Source organism: Sporosarcina sp. P34, from assembly GCF_002743375.1.
Taxonomy (GTDB): domain Bacteria; phylum Bacillota; class Bacilli; order Bacillales_A; family Planococcaceae; genus Sporosarcina.
Genome location: NZ_PDZC01000007.1, coordinates 29,530 through 47,572, shown reverse-complemented (window position 1 = coordinate 47,572; position 18,043 = coordinate 29,530). Strand labels below are relative to the sequence as shown.

The following is an 18,043-nucleotide window of genomic DNA, read 5'->3' as shown; positions in this document are numbered from 1 at the left end:
GGCAGGAGGGGATTCTGATGATTCATTTTGTACAATTTGAAGAGCAGTATATACCGAAGATGGCCGTGTTATTAGCAGCGAGACATGCAGAGGAGCGACAACGCTTTCCATTTTTGCAGGAACGTTTTGAAGATGTCGAACAAGCAGAAGAGCGCTTGCGTGAAGAATTGGAGAAACCGTATACAGGGGGCCTCGTGACGCTGCGTGACGAAGAGGTCATCGGCTATTTACTATACGAATATCGCCAAGACGCTACCCGGGGGCGTACGGTGTATGTTGGGTATCCTTCCTTTGTCATTCATGAAGACGAGCATCCAAGATTAGCCCGGTTGATGTACACGGAAGTCGGTGCGGAATGGGTTCGTAATGGCTATTTTGAGCATGTTCTAGATATACCCGTTGGTAATGATGAATTAATTCTTGAAATGCTGGAGCAGTCGTTTCATTTTGAACAGCGCTTTGCGGCGTTGTCACTTGAACAGTATCGTGCACAGCCGGGAGAGAATAGTCTCGTGAAGATGAAGGAACTAGTAGGTGACGAGCAAAAAATATTGCATAAGATGGCACCGTGGAACAGTTTGCATCAAGCGAAAGCGCCCGCGTGGAAACCGATTACGCAAGAAGCTTTGGATGCGGAGCGCGATGTATTTGCGGCGTATGAAGGCAAAGAAGGTACGCGCAGTTGGGTCGCTGAGCAAGATCATGTACCTGTAGCCTTCCATCTATTCACGCCGGCGGACGCTCGACATGCGATGACGACGCCGAATGAGTCGGCCGTGCTTGTACAGGGGACGACGAATATTGATATGCGTGGACAAGGCATCGGTAAATCGATTGCGAACCATAGCTTTACGCAAATGAAAAAAGCAGGTTTTAAATATGTTATGACGGATTGGTTGACGGCGAATCATTTAGCGTCATATTTCTGGCCGAAGCTTGGATTCCGTTCGTATATGATTCGCATGGCGCGAACAGTGGACGCACGAATCTCGTGGGCGGACGGACAATGATGGGCATGAAATTCGTCACGTCATGGAGTGGGGGCAAAGACTCTGCACTCGCAGCATACCGCGCGATTCAAGAAGGAAATACGCCAGCGATGCTGTGGACGATGTTTGAGAAAGATCAGCCGCATTCCAAATCCCATGCATTACCGCTTGAGGTTGTTCAAGCGCAAGCCAAGCAGATGGATATACCACTGATGATCCGAAAAGCAGACTGGGCTGGCTACGAAATACAATTTTTAGATGCGATGCGCGCTGCCAAAGCACAAGGGATTCATAAAGCAGTATTTGGGGACATTGATTTGGAAGATCATTTACGATGGGTACAGTCGATGTGTGCCAAAGTCGGCATGGAATCGTATCATCCCCTTTGGGAAGAACCAAGACGGTTGCTGCTCGAAGAATTTATAGCGGCAGGTTTTGAAGCCTATGTAGTCGTCGTCAATACTAAGATGATGCCTGCTAAATTTCTAGGCAGACGTTTCACGATTGAATTAATGGATGAACTGGAAGCACTCGGCATCGATAGCTGTGGCGAGTCAGGAGAATTCCATACTGTCGTTGTCGATGGACCGATTTTCAAGGAACGTATTCCTATAAAAATGAGTGAAACTATCGAAAAAGAGGGCTATGTATTTTTGAAATGCGAGCTAGAACAAGTAACTTCCACAGAATGAAAGATGATCTGTGGAAGTTACTTGTTTCGTACTAGATAAATAAAAGTAGAAAAGGAGCAGATGTTTAATGAATAGTAAGAGAATAGTGACGGAAGAGGATCTTCAAAAGTCTTTTGACATACGAAAAGCTGTATTCGTAGAAGAACAACATGTGCCGGAAGAGGACGAGTTTGATGAATTTGATGTGTTGGGTGAATTATGTGAACATATTTTAGTGGAACATAATGGGCAAGCAATCGCCACAGGTAGATTGAGAATAGTAGATGGAGTGGGGAAGTTAGAACGCATTTGTGTGTTAGCTTCTCATCGGAGTTTAGGTGTTGGAAAGGTCATTATTCAAGGGCTGGAAGATATCGCAAGGGAGAAAGGGATCGTGTCGTTGAGATTGCATGGACAGACACATGCAGAAGAATTTTATCGAAAACTTGAGTACGCAACTACGTCTGATATATTTATGGAAGACGGCATTCCACATATTGTGATGGAGAAAGAGTTGGCCCTGTAGTTTGAAAGAGTACTTGTTCTGTAAAGAAATACCCCTGAAGTTAGAAAGAAATCTAACTTCAGGGGCTCGGAATATACTCTACGTAATCAACTTTACATCCTATAAGCTTACTTACGTAATTGAATTTCAAGATGAATCTTTACTTCGTCACTTACGACCACGCCACCGGTTTCAAGTGCCGCATTCCATGTTAGACCGAAGTCTTTACGGTTAATCTTCGTATTACCCGAGAATCCAGCCGCTTCGTCTCCGCTCATCGGATCTTTCGCAATGCCTTCAAATGTTACATTGAATGTGACGGGCTTCGTTGTATCTTTAATAGTGAAGTCGCCAGTTATGTCGTACGTATCGTCTGATGTCTTCTTGATAGTGGTCGCTTTAAACGAAAGGTTCGGGTAATTTTCTACATCGAAAAAGTCTGCTGAACGTAAATGATTGTCTCGGTCAGACTTGCGCGTATCAATACTGCTTGCATCAATTGTAAAATCAATCGATGCGTCTGTTAAATCTTGTGGATCCGCCTCGATAGTTCCTTGGAATTCGTTGAATGTACCTTTTACATTTGAAATCATCATATGTCTTACCGAAAACTCTACTGTACTGTGCGCTGTGTCAACATTCCATTTTGCTTTTGTCATATAAATCTCCTCCGATAATAGTTGGTTTTTGTGTTGCGTTCAGTAACTTACATGCAGCCTATTCAAGACGAACAATCCGAGAAACGAGTAGTAAGGTGATGGCTTCGTATTTATTCGCTTTAGAAAAACTTACAACTAACACTTAAAAACTATTTACCCTCTATTGGGAAATATATGCATGTAGTAGGGGAGTAGATGGAAGTTGTTCTAGTCGTATCTCTTTACGGATGGCTGCTTCAAACGTTACGGGGTTGCAAAGAAGTCGCAGTCAGTCCGTTAGTTTGCTTGTAGAACATCTCATACTGTCCTCATATTCATCATTTTTTTGATCTTCACCATGATTACTCTAGTTACGTTTTTTATCCCGTAGGCTGTGATGAATTCAACCAGTTTTTCGCTTGTTGCGCGACTTCCTGTGTCAGGCTATGTCCCTTCACCCAAGCTGTTGTGACCTGTGCGCCTCTTTCTTTGAAGAGACGAATGACTCGTTCGCTTTCAGATTCTGGTACAACCGGGTCGCCTTCGCCTAGTGAAAGGAATACGTCCACGTCGCTGAAATCATGTGTTTTCGCCACATCTGCTGGATACAGTGGTGCGAATAAAGCCGCTTTTTTGAAAGTTCCTGGCTGCATAAGCATCATCTGTATGGCAATGTTCGAACCGTTTGAGAATCCGACAAGAACCGTATCCTCTAGTTTAAAATCGTATTCCTTTGATTTTTCCACGATAAACTCATACAGTTCATTGCCGCGAAACTCCAGGTCTTCCCAGTCGTACTGACCTTCACCATGACGTTTAAAGAATCTATTCATTCCATTTTCCTGCACATTTCCTCTGATGCCTAAAACGTTGTATTCAGGATGTAGAAGTTCGGCTAGGGATACTAAGTCCGTTTCTGTACCACCTGTGCCGTGTAGCAATACAAATACCGGTGCACCTTTTTTCTTTTCATTGTAAATATATTTCACTGCTTTAACGCCTCCAATTAATTAACGGCAAGTCTGCTTACAGTATTTTATTTATATACTATATCTTCAATTTCGGAAGTAGAGTTTCGTATTCCTGCCTTTTATGTTCGTATTGTTCCGGTAATTTCAGCATGGAACCAAGTGATTGTATATCTTCATCTATGTCAAATCCCGGACCGTCTGTTGCGAACTCGAATACGATTTTTCCTTTTTCTTTTGTATAGATCGAGTTGAAGTAATTTCTGTCCTTTACTTCAGTGACCCCGAATTCATTATCTTGTAAGGTGGACTGCCATTCTTTTAATGCGTCAATAGTAGGGACAGACCAAGCGATATGGTGGACCGTTCCAATACCGAATCTACCAGCAGGTTGCGGTGGGATGGATGTTAGGATGTGATGCTTTTCCTGACCTACTGTTTCAAAATGGTGGTTCTGGTCCTCGACATCTAGTTCATTTAATCCCATAATGCCTGTAAGCAAATCTTTTGTGGCTTGTGGATTTGCGGATAATAACACAGCTCCGTGGAAATCCACTATGTCGGAATGATTTGCGGATATTTCGCCTTCGACAATAGCGAGCTCCAATCCATGCACATCATTGAACTCGAGTGTTTCTTTACCGAAAAGCTGAGTCATTTCTATGTGGATGTTTTGGGCTGTTAAATGCTCTTTCCAATAGTCCATACTTCCTTTTGGTACTCTAAAAGCAATTCGTCCGACTTGACCGCTGCCTTTACGTCCATGGTTATCGTTTGTCCAAGGAAAGAATGTAATGACTGTACCAGGAGTCGTACGTTGATCGCCGAAGTACAAGTGATAGACACCCGGATCATCAAAGTTTACTGTTTGCTTAATCAAACGGAGCCCTAAAACATCTCTGTAAAATTTCAAGTTTTCATTGGGGTCTCCTACAATGGCTGAAATATGATGGATTCTTTTAATGGCTTCCATTTTCAAAACTCCTTTTCAAACGGTTATGAACGTGTTGTATCGAACGGGCGAATCTGAGATTCAATATATTCACGTTTTGGTTCAAGGAATGGCGGAAGTGCAAGGTTTTCACCCAACGTTTCGTAAGGTTCATCTGTCATGAAACCTGGTCCGTCTGTAGATAGCTCGATGAGAATATGACCGATGCGTGTATACAGTGCTTCAAAGTAGAAACGGTCTACATGGCCGGAATGCTGCATTCCCATTTTATCGTATGTTGCTTCCCAGTTTTTGATCGCTTCATGGTCTTTCACTCTGAACGATACATGGTGGACTTGTCCATACCCTTGACGTCCTGGCGTTGTATCATCATATCGTAAAATGACCTGTCCGCCGTTGCCACCTTTGCCTATATCCAACAGTGTGACGTTGTCTTCTTCATGAATCGGTTTCATCCCATACACATCAGTAAGCATTTTTTTAAAGTCTTCGAAATAACTAACGGTGATTTCAATCGGCCCTAAACCGTAAATTGCGTGTTCTTCAGGTACGGGTCCGTTTTTCCAAGGTGTGCCGGGTGCTACACCTTCATTATTCTCATCGGAGAACAGTTGATATTTCTGCCCGTCCGCTTCTTGGAAAGGTAGTACCTTTCTCCCGAAGAGCTCTTGAATGCCATCGTTTTCTACGCCGAACTCTTTGAAACGCTCTAGGTAATATTCAAGTGCTGCGTCGCTAGGCACTCGTAGTCCTGTTCTGGAAATCGAGTTTGTCCCGGGTGTCCCTTTCGGATTGTTCGGGAAGTCGAAGAACGTCATGTCTGTCCCGGGTGAACCGATATCATCTGCGAAAAATGTGTGATACGTTTGGATATCATCTTGGTTTACCGTTTTCTTAACTAATCTCATTCCCAGTGCGTTTGTGAAGAACTCATAGTTTCTCATTGCGTTGTCTGTCATAGCGGTAACGTGGTGAATGCCTAGTAATTCGTTTGTCATGTATTAAAACTCCTTTATAATTGTAATTAATTAATATGTTACTAATTCGAGACATTAGGTTAAAAAAACTAGATTTACTATTACATATTTTGTGCATGTAAACCTAATTTTTTTAACTGTGTAATGAGTTGCTCTTTTTCGGATATATTTAGCCCACTAAAAATTTCTTTTATCGCTTTTTTGTGTGGGGGGAAGATCTCATTCATCAGTTCCGTGCCTTCAGTTGTTATAGACGCATATGTGACCCGTCGATCTTTAGGACACGGTTTTCTCTTTAGTAAGTTTTTCTTTTCTAATTTATCTACCACGTACGTGATGCTACTACTCGCAATCAATACTTGCTCACCGATTTTTTGTATCGGTTGATCGCCTTTACTATAAATTAATTCTAAAACAGCAAATTCTGTTGTATTTAAACCTGAGCGTTTTATATCTTCTTCCACGCGTACTTTAATGGATTGCAGTGCTCGAGTTAAAACTATAAATGCCTTTAGAGACAAATCTTCTTCATAACGTTCTACATTTTGATTGTCCATGACGTTCTCCTTTTATCTCGAATTCAAGATAATCATATAATAGGGACGTTACGATGTCAATCGATACGTTTCTAAAGAAATCTACACTACTTGGATGGTTTGCGTCAGGGGCACTATGGTATATACAGCATTCATAGCATGCAGATACTTTTCACTCTCCAGCGTTTCATACGACCACTCAATTCCTCTACTCATTGCGTAAGCATGTAGAAAAATCCGGATAGTTCTACCATTCCCTTCACGGAAAGGATGCAACATATTTAATTCTGCTTTAAAGTAAGCTAAACGATCCGCAGCCTCATTCAATGAATTCCAAAGAGGCTCCTCATGTAACTCCATAAACACGATACTTGCATAGCCATTCAAGAATTGCGAGAGAGACAGAGTGTGGATTTCTACATAGTGTACTTACCTGATCTTACATACTCTTGATCCACGAGTGGTTTTCCTTCCGCATCGACTAGGACTGTCATGCCTAGGCCGTAGCCTTGTGCTTGTGACATATACAGTACACCGGTTTCATTGTCGCGGATCACTTGAAATTGCTGCAGTTTGCCTTGTTTTTCGATGATTTCAAAACGTTTCTTATCCATACTAGACCCTCCTTTGTATTAGTATTACTAAACAACGTGTTATTTGATTATTCAAAAATCCATTGATTTCTATTAAGTAGTGCATGAATCTAAAGAGAAATTAATTAAAAAAACTTTGAAACTATTTCCGTGATTCTACGTCTGTACGGCATACTACTAGATTATAGAGAGGATGAAGTCGAATGAAGAATAAAATCATAGCGGTACTCGGTGCGATTTTGCTAGCATGTAGTGTACCTGTATCAAGTGCAGCTGCAGGCAATTCGAAATTTCCGGATGTGCCAGATTCGAAGCATTTCGCGGAAGCGGTGAATGACTTGGCGGCCCGTAATATAATTGGAGGCTATCCAGACGGTACTTTCCGTCCGAACGACTCTATCACGAGAGGGCAGGCAGCTGCCATTATCGTGAAGATGACGAAACTTCCTACTACGAATATAAAAGATCCAAAATTTAAAGACGTCTCGACTGCAAATGGCTACTATAAAGCGATTGCGGTACTGGCGGAAAAAGGAGTCATTAACGGTTATGGAGACGGGCGATTCGGACCGAACGATTCGATTACGCGCGCGCAAATGGCTTCGATCATCATCAAAGCGTTTGAATTACCACTATATCGTGATCCCGATTATGGATTTAAAGACGTTGTGCATAAAAATGGCCACAGAGATGGAATTTATAGTTTGTATCAACTCGGGCTGACAACGGGTACGTCTCCTACGACATTTAGTCCAAACGCCACTATCACAAGAGGTCAAGCAGCGAAATTACTAAAAGCGGCGGAAGATGTGAAGCCTGGAATTCTAACGATGCATGCGAAAGATTTTAAATGGAAGAGATTCAATAATGTCAGCAAAACGAACTCGAATGTATTCGACGTCGTGGCAGACAGTGAAATCCCAAGTCAAGTCAATTTGCAAACGAAGATTCATATTGTTCCAAAGAAAGAAGGAACGGCTACACTAACATTTTCAGGGGTAGCTTCATCTGACACATCCGATAAAAATTATAGAAAATACTATGTGCATGTCAAAAAAGTGAATGGTGCATGGGATATTTCATTGGAAGAGACGGAAGACATTTATTCCACACCTGTGGAGTTATGGAAGCATTATGAAAGAAGAGAAAATAACGAAGCGTTCATTGATGCTACGTCGATTTCTCTCTCGACAGCGGAAGGAAAACTGGTGAATGATCGCGTAGAGTTTAAGCGATGCGAAAATCAATCATTGCAATATTGTCATGTCATCCAACTGGATCAGCCGGGCGAATCTATTGCGACGGTTACGTATGCGGATGGCAAGATTGTACGTTATTATGTCTCATCAACTGAAATTAAAGAACAATTTTATTATTACATCCATGTCACGCCGATCAAATCGGAAGAGGTGCTGAGCATTTGGGAAGATGCTAAACTGGGCAAGCATGTGCTGCCTAAAGGAAGTGAACAGATTGCGACAGTGACAAGAGATCCGGGGACGAATGTGTTCCGTATCACACCGCAGAAACCAGGAGAATTCTTTGTCGACTTCCCAGAAGCTAAGGGCGTGTCGCAGGGAAATCATAGGGTTTACTATGGCATCACGGTGAAAGTCAGTCAACTGGGCGCTTATCTGCATGTAAACGCAACGGTTAGTGAAGAAGACGATATGATTTTTAATTAATCGAATGGGAATGAGCAAAGCAGACATGCATCACGTGTCTGCTTTTTTGACGTTTGCAAAAAAGTATCTCGCGCAGTAGGGTCCTATGCTACACTGAAATTCATAACAAACTCTAGCACAAACTAAAGGAGGGCATGTAGATGAATGTGATTGAAATGAACCAAGTGACGAAAGTTTTTGGCAAGCATCAGGCGTTGGATAGACTGGATCTAGCAGTGAAGAGCGGTGAAGTGTTCGGTTTCATCGGTCCAAATGGAGCAGGAAAGTCGACAGCCATTCGAGTTCTGCTTGGCATGCTTCGTGCGACGAACGGAACCGCGACGATTTTCGGCAAAGATGTGTGGCGAGATGCCGTGGACATTCATCGACGTGTAGCGTATGTGCCAGGGGACGTACATTTGTGGCCACAGTTGACGGGCGGTGAAGTCATTGATTTATTCGCGAGCTTACAAGGGAAGATCAATGAACAAAAACGTCAACAATTACTTGAGCGTTTTCAGCTAGATCCGACAAAGAAGTGCAGAACGTATTCGAAGGGGAATCGACAGAAAGTTGCTTTGGTGGCGGCATTTGCCTCCGATGCAGAATTATTTTTGCTAGATGAACCGACGTCTGGACTCGACCCGTTAATGGAAAAAATCTTTCAACAATGTGTGGAGGAAGTGAAGGCTGAAGGGAAGACGGTGTTACTGTCGAGCCATATTTTGTCGGAAGTCGAGAAGCTATGTGACCGCGTTGGCATCATTCGACAAGGGCGTTTGATCGAATGCGGTACGTTGAATGAGCTACGGCATTTGACGCGGATGCAGCTGACGGTTGAGACGCGAACTCCGATTGAGTCGCTTGTTTTGTGGCAAGGTGTCCATGATGTCGTGCCAACGGAATCCGGCTGGACATTTCATGCGGATGCAGAGGAGATGGAAGCGATTATGCAAAAACTAAGCGCGCACGGTATACGAAAAATTGAAAGTGCGCCACCCACGCTGGAAGATCTGTTCATGCGGCATTATGAAGAAACTACGGAAAGTAGGGAAGTGTGATGAAGGGGGTCCCGTTTTCAGGTGTTCTCCGTCTATCCCGATTCATTATCCGGCAAGATCGCATGCGTTATATGTGGTGGCTCGTTGGCATCATCGGCATGACGCTTATTGTACCGCCCGCTTTCAATGAATTATATCCGACCGAGCAAGATCGCAATATCATGGCAGAAACGATGAAGAATCCCGCGATGGAGGCGATGGTAGGTCCTGGAGATTTGGCGAATTATACACTAGGCGCCATGGTCTCGCATCAGATGCTGTTGATGACCGCCATCGCAGTCGCTATCATGAATATTTTGTTGATGGTGCGCCATACGCGTGCAGAGGAAGAAGATGGGCAGGCAGAATTACTACGTTCGTTGCCGATTGCGCGGCATTCGCAACTGATCGCTTCGATGTTTACGTTGTTCGGTGTCAATTTGCTACTAGCATCGCTAATCGGTATAGGCTTATATAGTCTTTCGTTTGAAAGTATGGGGCTGTCTGGATCACTTATTTACGGTGCGTCGCTTGGTGCGGTCGGCTTGTTTTTTGCAGGTGTTACAGCGGTTTGCGCGCAACTCTCGGAAAGCTCGCGGGGTGCGGTAGGGCTGTCGTTTACTATCATGATCGGCTGTTATGTAATGCGGTCGGTTACGGAATGGATTCCACCGTTTGGCTGGCTTACGCAAGTTCAGCCATACAGCAATAATAACTGGGTGCCTGTAGTGGGTTTGTTAGGCACAAGTATTTTATGGTTCGTACTAGCAGTCGTTCTGCAAGGCAACCGCGATATCGGCTCAGGCTTTCTTCCTTCAAGAAGCGGCCGTGCGCATGCTTCGATTTTATTGCGTCATCCGATTGGACTCGCTTGGCGACTGCAAAGAACCGCATTCATTTCCTGGTCAATTGGCATGCTGGTGCTCGGGTTGTCTTACGGTTCGGTCCTCGGAGATTTGGATTCATTTTTTCAAAATAACGACCTGCTCGCTTCGATGATTGTAGCGGATGAAAACAGTTCATTGACTGCACAATTCCTGCCGATGCTGATGGCGGTACTTGCATTTATTAGCACAATTCCGGCATTGCTCTCCATTCATAAACTAGTGGGTGAGGAGCGGAAATCACGCGTAGAACATTTGCTAGGGCGCGCTGTTTCAAGGAATCAGTTACTAGGTTCCTATTTGATCGTGTCAGTATGTACCGGATTTTTGATGCTGAGCTTCTCGGCACTCGGTTTATGGTTAGCGGGCACAACGTCGATGGAAGATCCATTCACGTTCCCGACGGTATGGCAAGCTAGCATCGTCCATTTTCCGGCGGTGGTTACGATGATTGCGATCAGCACATGTTTGATTGGCGTCGCACAAAAAGCGACAGGCTTCGTTTGGCTCTATTTATTTTACGGATTCTTAACACTTTATTTAGGTGGCTTATTCCAGTTTCCTAATTGGATGGAAAAGCTTTCACCGTTCGGCTATGTTTCCAAGTTGCCGATAGAGGACATGAACTGGTTGTCTGCTGGTGGGTTACTAGCGGTGGCGGTTATTTTGCTTGTTTTCGGTATGAATCGGTATACTAATCGAGATATAGAAGGATAGAGGCGGGTCTACGCATCATGAAATGTATGTTCATGTATGCCTGCACCTGTTTCATTTAGCGAGGGCTCTAGTTCTGTACTAGAATCATTGCAAAGTAGTCCATCCATAAAGCCAATTAAAAAAGCGTTTCACTTTTATAGTGAAACGCTTTTCCTATACAACCATTCTTACAAATACATTTGAACTGCGTCAACTACACTATACCCACCAAGGAAAATCGCAATTAAGATGACGATAGCTCCAATGATATTGAGTGAAGTGGAGTTGCGCTGATCACCGAGTAATTGTTTATTATTCATGATGACAAACAAGTAAACCGCAACAATCGGAAGCAAAATACCATTCAACGCTTGTGCCGCAAGCAATACGTCGAGTGGGCTGAAGCCAATTGCGGATGTGATAATACCGATGATGATTACACCGGAGAATACCATTTTGAACTTTTTATTCTTCATTCCGCCTTCCCACTTCAGTACACTGCTGATCGCGACTGCTGCACCAAGTGGACTTGCGATAGCGGATGAGAAGCCTGCTGCGAAAATTCCGATCGCGATAAATACTTTTGCCCATGAACCAAATAAAGGTTCCAGTTGGACGGACAGGTCCGCAACACTCGTTACTTCCATGCCCATCATCGTAGAGGCAGCTGTGATTAACACGGCAGCAGTGATTAATCCGCCGACACAAATCGAAATGATCGTGTCCCATCTTGCTTCCTTCAGGTCACTTACTTGCGTCCAACGTTCTTGCACCATAGAAGAGTGGATGAAGAAGTTGTACGGAACGACTGTGGTTCCGACCAATGCGATAATCATAATGATCGAACCGGCCGGCATACTTGGGATAAATGCTCCCGCGAACACTGCGCCGAGATCAGGTTTTACGACAATCATAGTCGTAATGAACGTCACGCTCATGACGATGACTAGGAAAATCATTAGTTTTTCGATTAATTTATAACTACCTGACAATCCGAGAAACAGAATCGCTATACCGATGAAAGGGCTTACAATATGGGCTGGAATATTCGTCAATGTAGAGACACCAAGGGACGTTCCCATCAAATCTCCTGAAATATACGCAGCACAGCCAACGCCAATCGATATAATGACGAGCCATATAGAAGCGAATTTCAGTAAAGGTTGTTTAAATTGGTCGTGTATCGCTTCGCCCAATCCCTTTTTTGACACGACACCAAGTCGTGCAGACATTTCCTGAAGAACGATGGTTGCGATAATAGAGAAGACTACTGCCCATAAAATGGCGTAACCAAATCCAGCACCTGCGCGAGTGGCGGTAGTGACAGTACCTGGACCTATGAATGAAGCCGTTATAATGGCTCCTGGTCCCATCGATTTTATCTTTGATAATACCCCTTTTTTCTTAGCTTGCTGTGTAGCGGGTACGTTAGCGACCATCTTCTTTTCCTCCCTTACGTGTCCTCACTGAATAGGCGAGGAAAAGAAAAGTCACTTTTCCTCGAGTGAGTTATAAATGGTTTGTTTGGACACACCTAATAATTCTGCAATTCGATCAGCTGATCCTTGAATTAGAAAGATTCCCTTACTTTCCAACTGCCGCACAAAAGTAATTCGGTCTTTACGTCTCAAGTTTTCCACGTCAATTCCAAGCTCCACTATTGTGCTTTTGGTAATATTGTCGAACACTTCATCAACATGCGTCGCATACGTTTCATCGAGATGCTGCCCGTCGTAGCTCGTATCGGGCCGAATCATTTCTTCTAGCACATGGTGTAAACGATTGATTTCCGTAATATCCAAATTGATACCAAGGAAACCAATCACTTTGCCATCCATATCTCGAATGAATACAATGGAAGTCTTGATCATCTTTCCACGCGTCGTATTCGTGATGATGCCATTCAGATCTTTAATATCCTCGTGCTTCTTCTTCAATTCTCTCAAAATGACTTCCGTAGTAGGGGCACCAACCGATCTGCCCGTGACATCACCTTTTAAATAAATTAAAGAAGATTCTACTTTCGTCACGTCATGGATCACCACTTCGCAACTCACATTGAACACACTATATATGGCATCAGCCATTCGTATATAGGAATCGAAAATCAATTGGTTTGGATTCATAACTTCTAACACTCCTCAGTTTTAATACTTTTCCTTATTTTCCTATATAAAGTTGGAAAAATCGACTATTTTCAATCGAAAGGTTAAGTAGTCTGAGAAGTAGTAGCTCATTTTCCTTCTTTTTGCTCATTATGAAGGATGTTTCCTGCTAGTGCATATAGGATCAACGTAGAAGCAAAGTGAGCAGAAAATTGATTAGGATCTTGCTGCGGATAAATTTCCACGAAATCCATACCGATGACGCCTAGTTTACAAATTTCATGTACCAATGTGAGTAATTCATAAGAAGTTAAGCCATTTCCGTCTACTGGACCGCCTGGATTGAATGCGAAGTCCAACACATCACTACAAATCGTCAAGTATACACAATCTACATCTTTTGACGCCTGTGCATAGATTTCTTTAGCCATCTCTTTTAAATCTTTATGGCCACGAATTTCATTGACCGTAATAGTCACTGCACCAGCAGCTTTCGCATTGCGTCCGCTTTCGGGTTTATTGCGAGGTCCGTGAATTCCTGTATGGATAATACTTTCATTGCGTACGCCTTCTTGTTCATACAAACGAGCAAATGGGCTACAACGAGCGAACTCGTCACCGTTATGTGATGGAAGGTTGTCATAGTGTGCATCCATATGAATGATTCCAACCTTTTTATCTTGCTCTGCAATCGCTTTCACGATAGGGTACGTAATACCGTGATCGCCGCCAAGACCGATGACGAACTTACCTGATTTCCATAATTCCGAAGTGAAGTTGGTGATGCGCTTCATTGTTTCATCTACATCAGAAGGCACGACGTCAACATCGCCCATATCACCTAGTTTGACGTTTTCGAAAACATCCATGTCGTTGATTTCAGGAAGGTAACCCGAGTAGCGTGCAGAACATAAGCGCATTACTTTTGGACCGAGTTCGCAACCTGTGTAATCTCCCCATGTAACCGCGCCTTCCCAAGGAACACCGTATACAATCGCGTCTACATCCGAAAAGTCTTTTGTTGCTGATATATTTTTAGCCCCCAACATACATGGAGTATTGCCGTAGATCATCTCTGTCATATGAATAACCACCTTTAATTTTTTTAAAGAACTTAGACTAATAATAAAACTTATTTTACTAATTGTCAAATAGTTTTAAAAAAATTAAATTATGAGGGGGGAAATTGTAGATTTTTGGTGGGGGAGAAGGTGGGGATTGAGCGGTAGGCGGGGGATATTGAGCGGTTGGCGGTGGGGATAGAGCGTTTAACGCTAGACATAGAGCGGTAGGCGTGGCGGATAGAGCGTTTGGGGTTGGCTATAGAGCGGTTGGCATGGCGGATAGAGCGTTTAACGCTGGATATAGAGCGATAGGGTCGGATAGAGCGTTTAACGCTTGCCATAGAGCGGTAGGCGTGGCAGATAGAGCGTTTAGGGTTAGACATAGAGCGGTAAGCACGGTAGATAGAGCGTTTGAAGTTGGCCATAGAGCGGTTGGCATGGCGGATAGAGCGTTTAACGCTGGATATAGAGCGATAGGGTCGAATAGAGCGTTGAACGTTGGCCATTGAGCGATCGGCCTGGTGGATTGAGCGTTTAAGTCAGTACATAGAGCGGATAGCGCTGGCCATAGAGCGTGACACAAAACAAGCCGCTCGAATTAGTAAGCAACCACGTCATTAAATACATTCCCCACGCAAAAAAGCGTCCCACTCAAAAGTGGAACGCTTTTTTCTAGTCTTTACGATGCTTCTGCTTCAGGTACCAGTCGTTTTTCAGTTTTCATAACAATGAAAATACTTGCTTCATACAAAGCAATCATCGGAATGAGAATGATTAACTGACTTAAAAAATCAGGAGGCGTGATCAATGCGGACACGACAGCGAGTGCCACATACGACCACTTTCTTACTTTTTTCATAGTTTCGGATGTTAGAATACCGATCGCAGACAGGAATAGTGCGACGATTGGGAGCTCAAACAGCAAGCCAATCGGCATGGTGGTCATTAATAGGAAACGTGCATATTCCTTTGCTGTAATCATGACATCGAAATTTATTTTGCCGAGCTTTACTAAAAAGTTATAGCTCAGTGGATTGACTACGTAGTACCCGAATGCCAGACCGCCGACGAACAGGATCAAAATGGCAGGGGAGTAGAGGCTCAGGAAACGTCCTTCTTTCTGCGTCAGACCCGGTTTGACGAACTGCCAGAGGAAATGACAGACGAACGGGACGGATAATCCAAACGCCATCGCAGCGGAAATTGTCGTGTAGAATGAAATGACTTCAAGCGGACTCAAAACGATCAGCTTATAGCCCCGTGTAACGTATGGGAACCATAGATTGATGGTGCTGAATACGGCAATGAAGAAAACGATGAATACGACGACACTTTTGATAAGCTGCTTCCGAAGATCTGTGAGATGCTCGATTAGCTCAGGATCTGTCTCCTTCTGTTCCTCTTCAGATGGCTCTGGAGGCGGCATTCTGGGTTCTTCCGCTTGTGGTTCTGGTTTTAATGTTTCTGGCACAGCCCGTTCAGTGGAAGAAGTCTCCGCAGAGTGAACGGGTAGTGCGGTTTCTTCAGCTTTTGCCTTTTTGTCTGACGAGCTTTGTTTTTTTGAGTTTTGATCACTATACGGATCCATCTTGTCACCTACTTATTTAGATCTTTTTTGTCTGTTTCTATTGTCTTTTGTGTAGTACTAGTTGTTTTCTCTTCATCATCGCCCATAATATCTTTTGTAGATTTTTTAAACTCCGCCAAAGTTTTACCGACTGCTGAGCCGACTTCAGGCAATTTGCGAGGTCCGAAAAGAATCAAAATAATCACAAGGATAATAATGAGCCCTGGTACGCCGATAGCTGCTAAATTCATAATCCATCCATCCTTCCTATTAAATTTTTACGATAGGCAAGTGCACCGACTGTTGCAGTATTATTGTATCCACTATTATGAGTGAAATTGCTAACACTCACAACAAATAAGTTTTGTACAGTAATGAAGTCTAGACCGCTATAGTCGAAATTATCCCCAGTGATACGATAAATTGTTCTACCGGGAGACTCGGAACTATGAACGGATTCATTGCAGTCTTGCACATTCTACGAAATTTGTCAAAAGGATAACAATCTTTTCATGCTAACAGACTTCATAGGATAGGTCAAATGTCATTTTTACTATAACAAAAGCTTAAAATAAGGCAGAATTAATGATAATATCAAATTATTTTAAATATTGCGAATATAAACATATACGAATCATTTGAAACTTGGTAGAATACTAATAACAAGTAACCTACAGCCGACAAAATAATTCACTGAGGAGGAAAGATTATGAAGAAGACTAGTCGGATTTTCGTTTGGACTGTATTGATCGTTATATTTTCATTTGCATCATTGGGTTCCGCGCAAGCAGCAACAAAGGAATTCAAGGATGTGTCGAAGAATCACCCGAACTATGAAGCGATCCACTATTTACAGGAGAAAGGCTTTATAGGGGGCTATACGGACGGCACGTTCAGACCGAAGGAACAAATCTCCCGTAAACACGTGGCGAAGTTACTGGACCAAGCACTGAAATTACCACAAGCCACAACAGCGGTAACGTATTATGATGTACCGAAGAATCATCCATACTATAGCCCGATCATGAAGTTGACCGCAGCTGGCATTTTCAGTGGCGGAACAGATGGCTACTTCAATCCTGACGCACCGATCACACGGATTCAAATGGCGAAAGTTCTCGATATCGCATTTGATTTGTATATGACGAAACAAAATTCATTTTATGACGTGTATATTGACCACTGGGGCTATACACATGCCAATGCACTAAAAGCTAGTGGAGTTTCGAACGGTTATCCTGAAGGTGAATTTAAACCGAATGAACCCGTTACGCGCGCGCACTATGCACAGTTCTTATACGCAGCCATCAAGGTAAAGGAAGCTCGTCCAGCGACCGATAAAGTGACAAAAGGTAAAGCATGGGATCTCGTCAATCGCAAAACATTTGAACTTGAGAAGACTATGCGTGATGCGCGGATGAATCAATGGAGATATTCGGATATAGAGTCTACGCTACGTATGAATGCGACAAAAGCGTTTGTAGACGGGGATTTGAAAGGTTACTACGATCCGAAATGCCTCGACTGCTATACTAACGTCTTGCCATACATTAATAATGAGCCATTGGTACGGTTCGAGTTTACACAACCTGATTCCAATACACTGAATGTCAACACGGTCGAATTCCAAAATGGCTATTCTGTTGGCGGATTTGTGGCCTATCAATTTAAAAAACAAGATACTAAATGGAAGATGAATTCGTTAAAGTATACGAAGGTGGGTACGAAGAACTTCCAGCTGACAATTAATGAAGCCAAAAAAGTTTTGGAAGCTGAGTTTATATCCTATGGGCATAAAAATATGGTGGCTAAATATGTTACAACGACTCAGCAAATTGAATTGGATCCGGTAACAGATGCGAAATACACATTTGACCAATATACATTCAATCTGGATTCAGATTATGGACGCTTCAAAGTGAAATTCAATTCTTCCGATGGCTTCACATCGTTTGTGAATTGAGTAAAGGAACGTGCGGTGAAGAGTTTGGAGCGGGCTTCACAGAACTACGTATAGACAAAGAAAAGACAGCATATCCCCAGTCGAAACTAGACTAGGGATATGCTGTTTTTAATTGCAGACTGGTACACGAGAATGGTATAACGTCTTTTCATAATGTTGGGTGTATTGTTTGTCTAGCTAAGGCACATTGAATTACTGCAACAATACAAGTGGAGACGAAACATTCGAAAA

General features: G+C 43.1%; 19 protein-coding genes. 7 read left to right on the top strand and 12 right to left on the bottom strand.

Annotated features, from left to right (window positions below):
• Positions 1 to 17 precede the first annotated feature (17 nt).
• The 3 genes from CSV63_RS11180 (at position 18) to CSV63_RS11170 (ending at position 2,186) form a co-directional block, all read left to right on the top strand.
• The gene (locus CSV63_RS11180) at positions 18 to 1,010 is read left to right on the top strand and encodes a GNAT family N-acetyltransferase (RefSeq protein ID WP_233192055.1); all 993 of its coding nucleotides are present in this window, start codon (positions 18 to 20) and stop codon (positions 1,008 to 1,010) included.
• Complete coding sequence (locus CSV63_RS11175; protein ID WP_233192053.1) at positions 1,007 to 1,681, top strand: Dph6-related ATP pyrophosphatase; 675 nt, start codon at positions 1,007 to 1,009, stop codon at positions 1,679 to 1,681. The genes CSV63_RS11180 and CSV63_RS11175 overlap by 4 nt, the downstream gene beginning before the upstream one ends.
• Positions 1,682 to 1,748: 67 nt before the next feature.
• Positions 1,749 to 2,186, top strand: a complete 438-nt coding sequence (locus tag CSV63_RS11170) for a GNAT family N-acetyltransferase (RefSeq protein ID WP_099695872.1) — start codon at positions 1,749 to 1,751, stop codon at positions 2,184 to 2,186.
• 107 nt (positions 2,187 to 2,293) lie between these two features.
• On the opposite strand, the gene CSV63_RS11165 is transcribed toward CSV63_RS11170, so the two are convergent.
• The 7 genes from CSV63_RS11165 to CSV63_RS11135 all read right to left on the bottom strand — a co-directional run bounded on the left by CSV63_RS11165 (position 2,294) and on the right by CSV63_RS11135 (position 6,850).
• On the bottom strand, positions 2,294 to 2,824 hold the full coding sequence (locus CSV63_RS11165) for a YceI family protein (protein ID WP_099695871.1): 531 nt from the start codon (positions 2,822 to 2,824) through the stop codon (positions 2,294 to 2,296).
• A gap of 359 nt (positions 2,825 to 3,183) precedes the next feature.
• A complete protein-coding gene (locus CSV63_RS11160; protein WP_099695870.1) occupies positions 3,184 to 3,792 on the bottom strand; it encodes an alpha/beta hydrolase in 609 nt (202 codons plus the stop codon).
• A gap of 58 nt (positions 3,793 to 3,850) precedes the next feature.
• Positions 3,851 to 4,744 (bottom strand): VOC family protein, encoded by an 894-nt coding sequence (locus CSV63_RS11155; RefSeq protein ID WP_099695869.1) that lies wholly within the window; start codon positions 4,742 to 4,744, stop codon positions 3,851 to 3,853.
• 23 nt (positions 4,745 to 4,767) lie between these two features.
• The gene (locus CSV63_RS11150; RefSeq protein ID WP_099695868.1) at positions 4,768 to 5,721 is read right to left on the bottom strand and encodes a ring-cleaving dioxygenase; all 954 of its coding nucleotides are present in this window, start codon (positions 5,719 to 5,721) and stop codon (positions 4,768 to 4,770) included.
• 80 nt (positions 5,722 to 5,801) lie between these two features.
• Positions 5,802 to 6,257, bottom strand: a complete 456-nt coding sequence (locus CSV63_RS11145; protein ID WP_099695867.1) for a MarR family winged helix-turn-helix transcriptional regulator — start codon at positions 6,255 to 6,257, stop codon at positions 5,802 to 5,804.
• Positions 6,258 to 6,338: 81 nt separating this feature from the next.
• Positions 6,339 to 6,596 (bottom strand): Fic family protein, encoded by a 258-nt coding sequence (locus tag CSV63_RS11140; RefSeq protein ID WP_099695866.1) that lies wholly within the window; start codon positions 6,594 to 6,596, stop codon positions 6,339 to 6,341.
• A gap of 56 nt (positions 6,597 to 6,652) precedes the next feature.
• On the bottom strand, positions 6,653 to 6,850 hold the full coding sequence (locus CSV63_RS11135) for a DUF6440 family protein (RefSeq protein ID WP_099695865.1): 198 nt from the start codon (positions 6,848 to 6,850) through the stop codon (positions 6,653 to 6,655).
• Between the two features lie 182 nt (positions 6,851 to 7,032).
• Here CSV63_RS11135 and CSV63_RS11130 point away from each other — a divergent pair, with 182 nt between their 5' ends.
• From CSV63_RS11130 to CSV63_RS11120, 3 genes are all read left to right on the top strand, one after another.
• The gene (locus tag CSV63_RS11130) at positions 7,033 to 8,514 is read left to right on the top strand and encodes an S-layer homology domain-containing protein (RefSeq protein WP_099695864.1); all 1,482 of its coding nucleotides are present in this window, start codon (positions 7,033 to 7,035) and stop codon (positions 8,512 to 8,514) included.
• 140 nt (positions 8,515 to 8,654) lie between these two features.
• A complete protein-coding gene (locus tag CSV63_RS11125) occupies positions 8,655 to 9,554 on the top strand; it encodes an ABC transporter ATP-binding protein (RefSeq protein WP_099695863.1) in 900 nt (299 codons plus the stop codon).
• The gene (locus CSV63_RS11120; protein WP_099695862.1) at positions 9,554 to 11,134 is read left to right on the top strand and encodes an ABC transporter permease; all 1,581 of its coding nucleotides are present in this window, start codon (positions 9,554 to 9,556) and stop codon (positions 11,132 to 11,134) included. Before CSV63_RS11125 ends, CSV63_RS11120 begins: the two co-directional genes overlap by 1 nt.
• A 167-nt stretch (positions 11,135 to 11,301) precedes the next feature.
• Here CSV63_RS11120 and CSV63_RS11115 read toward each other — a convergent pair whose 3' ends face one another.
• From CSV63_RS11115 to tatA, 5 genes are all read right to left on the bottom strand, one after another.
• The gene (locus tag CSV63_RS11115; protein ID WP_099695861.1) at positions 11,302 to 12,552 is read right to left on the bottom strand and encodes an Nramp family divalent metal transporter; all 1,251 of its coding nucleotides are present in this window, start codon (positions 12,550 to 12,552) and stop codon (positions 11,302 to 11,304) included.
• 51 nt (positions 12,553 to 12,603) lie between these two features.
• The gene (locus tag CSV63_RS11110; RefSeq protein WP_099695860.1) at positions 12,604 to 13,239 is read right to left on the bottom strand and encodes a helix-turn-helix transcriptional regulator; all 636 of its coding nucleotides are present in this window, start codon (positions 13,237 to 13,239) and stop codon (positions 12,604 to 12,606) included.
• 107 nt (positions 13,240 to 13,346) lie between these two features.
• On the bottom strand, positions 13,347 to 14,300 hold the full coding sequence (locus tag CSV63_RS11105; RefSeq protein ID WP_099695859.1) for an agmatinase family protein: 954 nt from the start codon (positions 14,298 to 14,300) through the stop codon (positions 13,347 to 13,349).
• A 661-nt stretch (positions 14,301 to 14,961) separates the two neighbouring features.
• Positions 14,962 to 15,870 carry a twin-arginine translocase subunit TatC gene (tatC, locus tag CSV63_RS11095; RefSeq protein ID WP_099695857.1) on the bottom strand — a complete coding sequence of 303 codons (909 nt, stop codon included), beginning with the start codon at positions 15,868 to 15,870 and terminating at the stop codon, positions 14,962 to 14,964.
• 8 nt (positions 15,871 to 15,878) lie between these two features.
• On the bottom strand, positions 15,879 to 16,100 hold the full coding sequence (gene tatA, locus CSV63_RS11090) for a twin-arginine translocase TatA/TatE family subunit (RefSeq protein ID WP_199203649.1): 222 nt from the start codon (positions 16,098 to 16,100) through the stop codon (positions 15,879 to 15,881).
• 458 nt (positions 16,101 to 16,558) lie between these two features.
• Between tatA and CSV63_RS11080 the strand changes: the two genes are divergently transcribed.
• The gene (locus CSV63_RS11080) at positions 16,559 to 17,812 is read left to right on the top strand and encodes an S-layer homology domain-containing protein (protein ID WP_099695854.1); all 1,254 of its coding nucleotides are present in this window, start codon (positions 16,559 to 16,561) and stop codon (positions 17,810 to 17,812) included.
• The last annotated feature ends 231 nt before the right edge of the window (positions 17,813 to 18,043 follow it).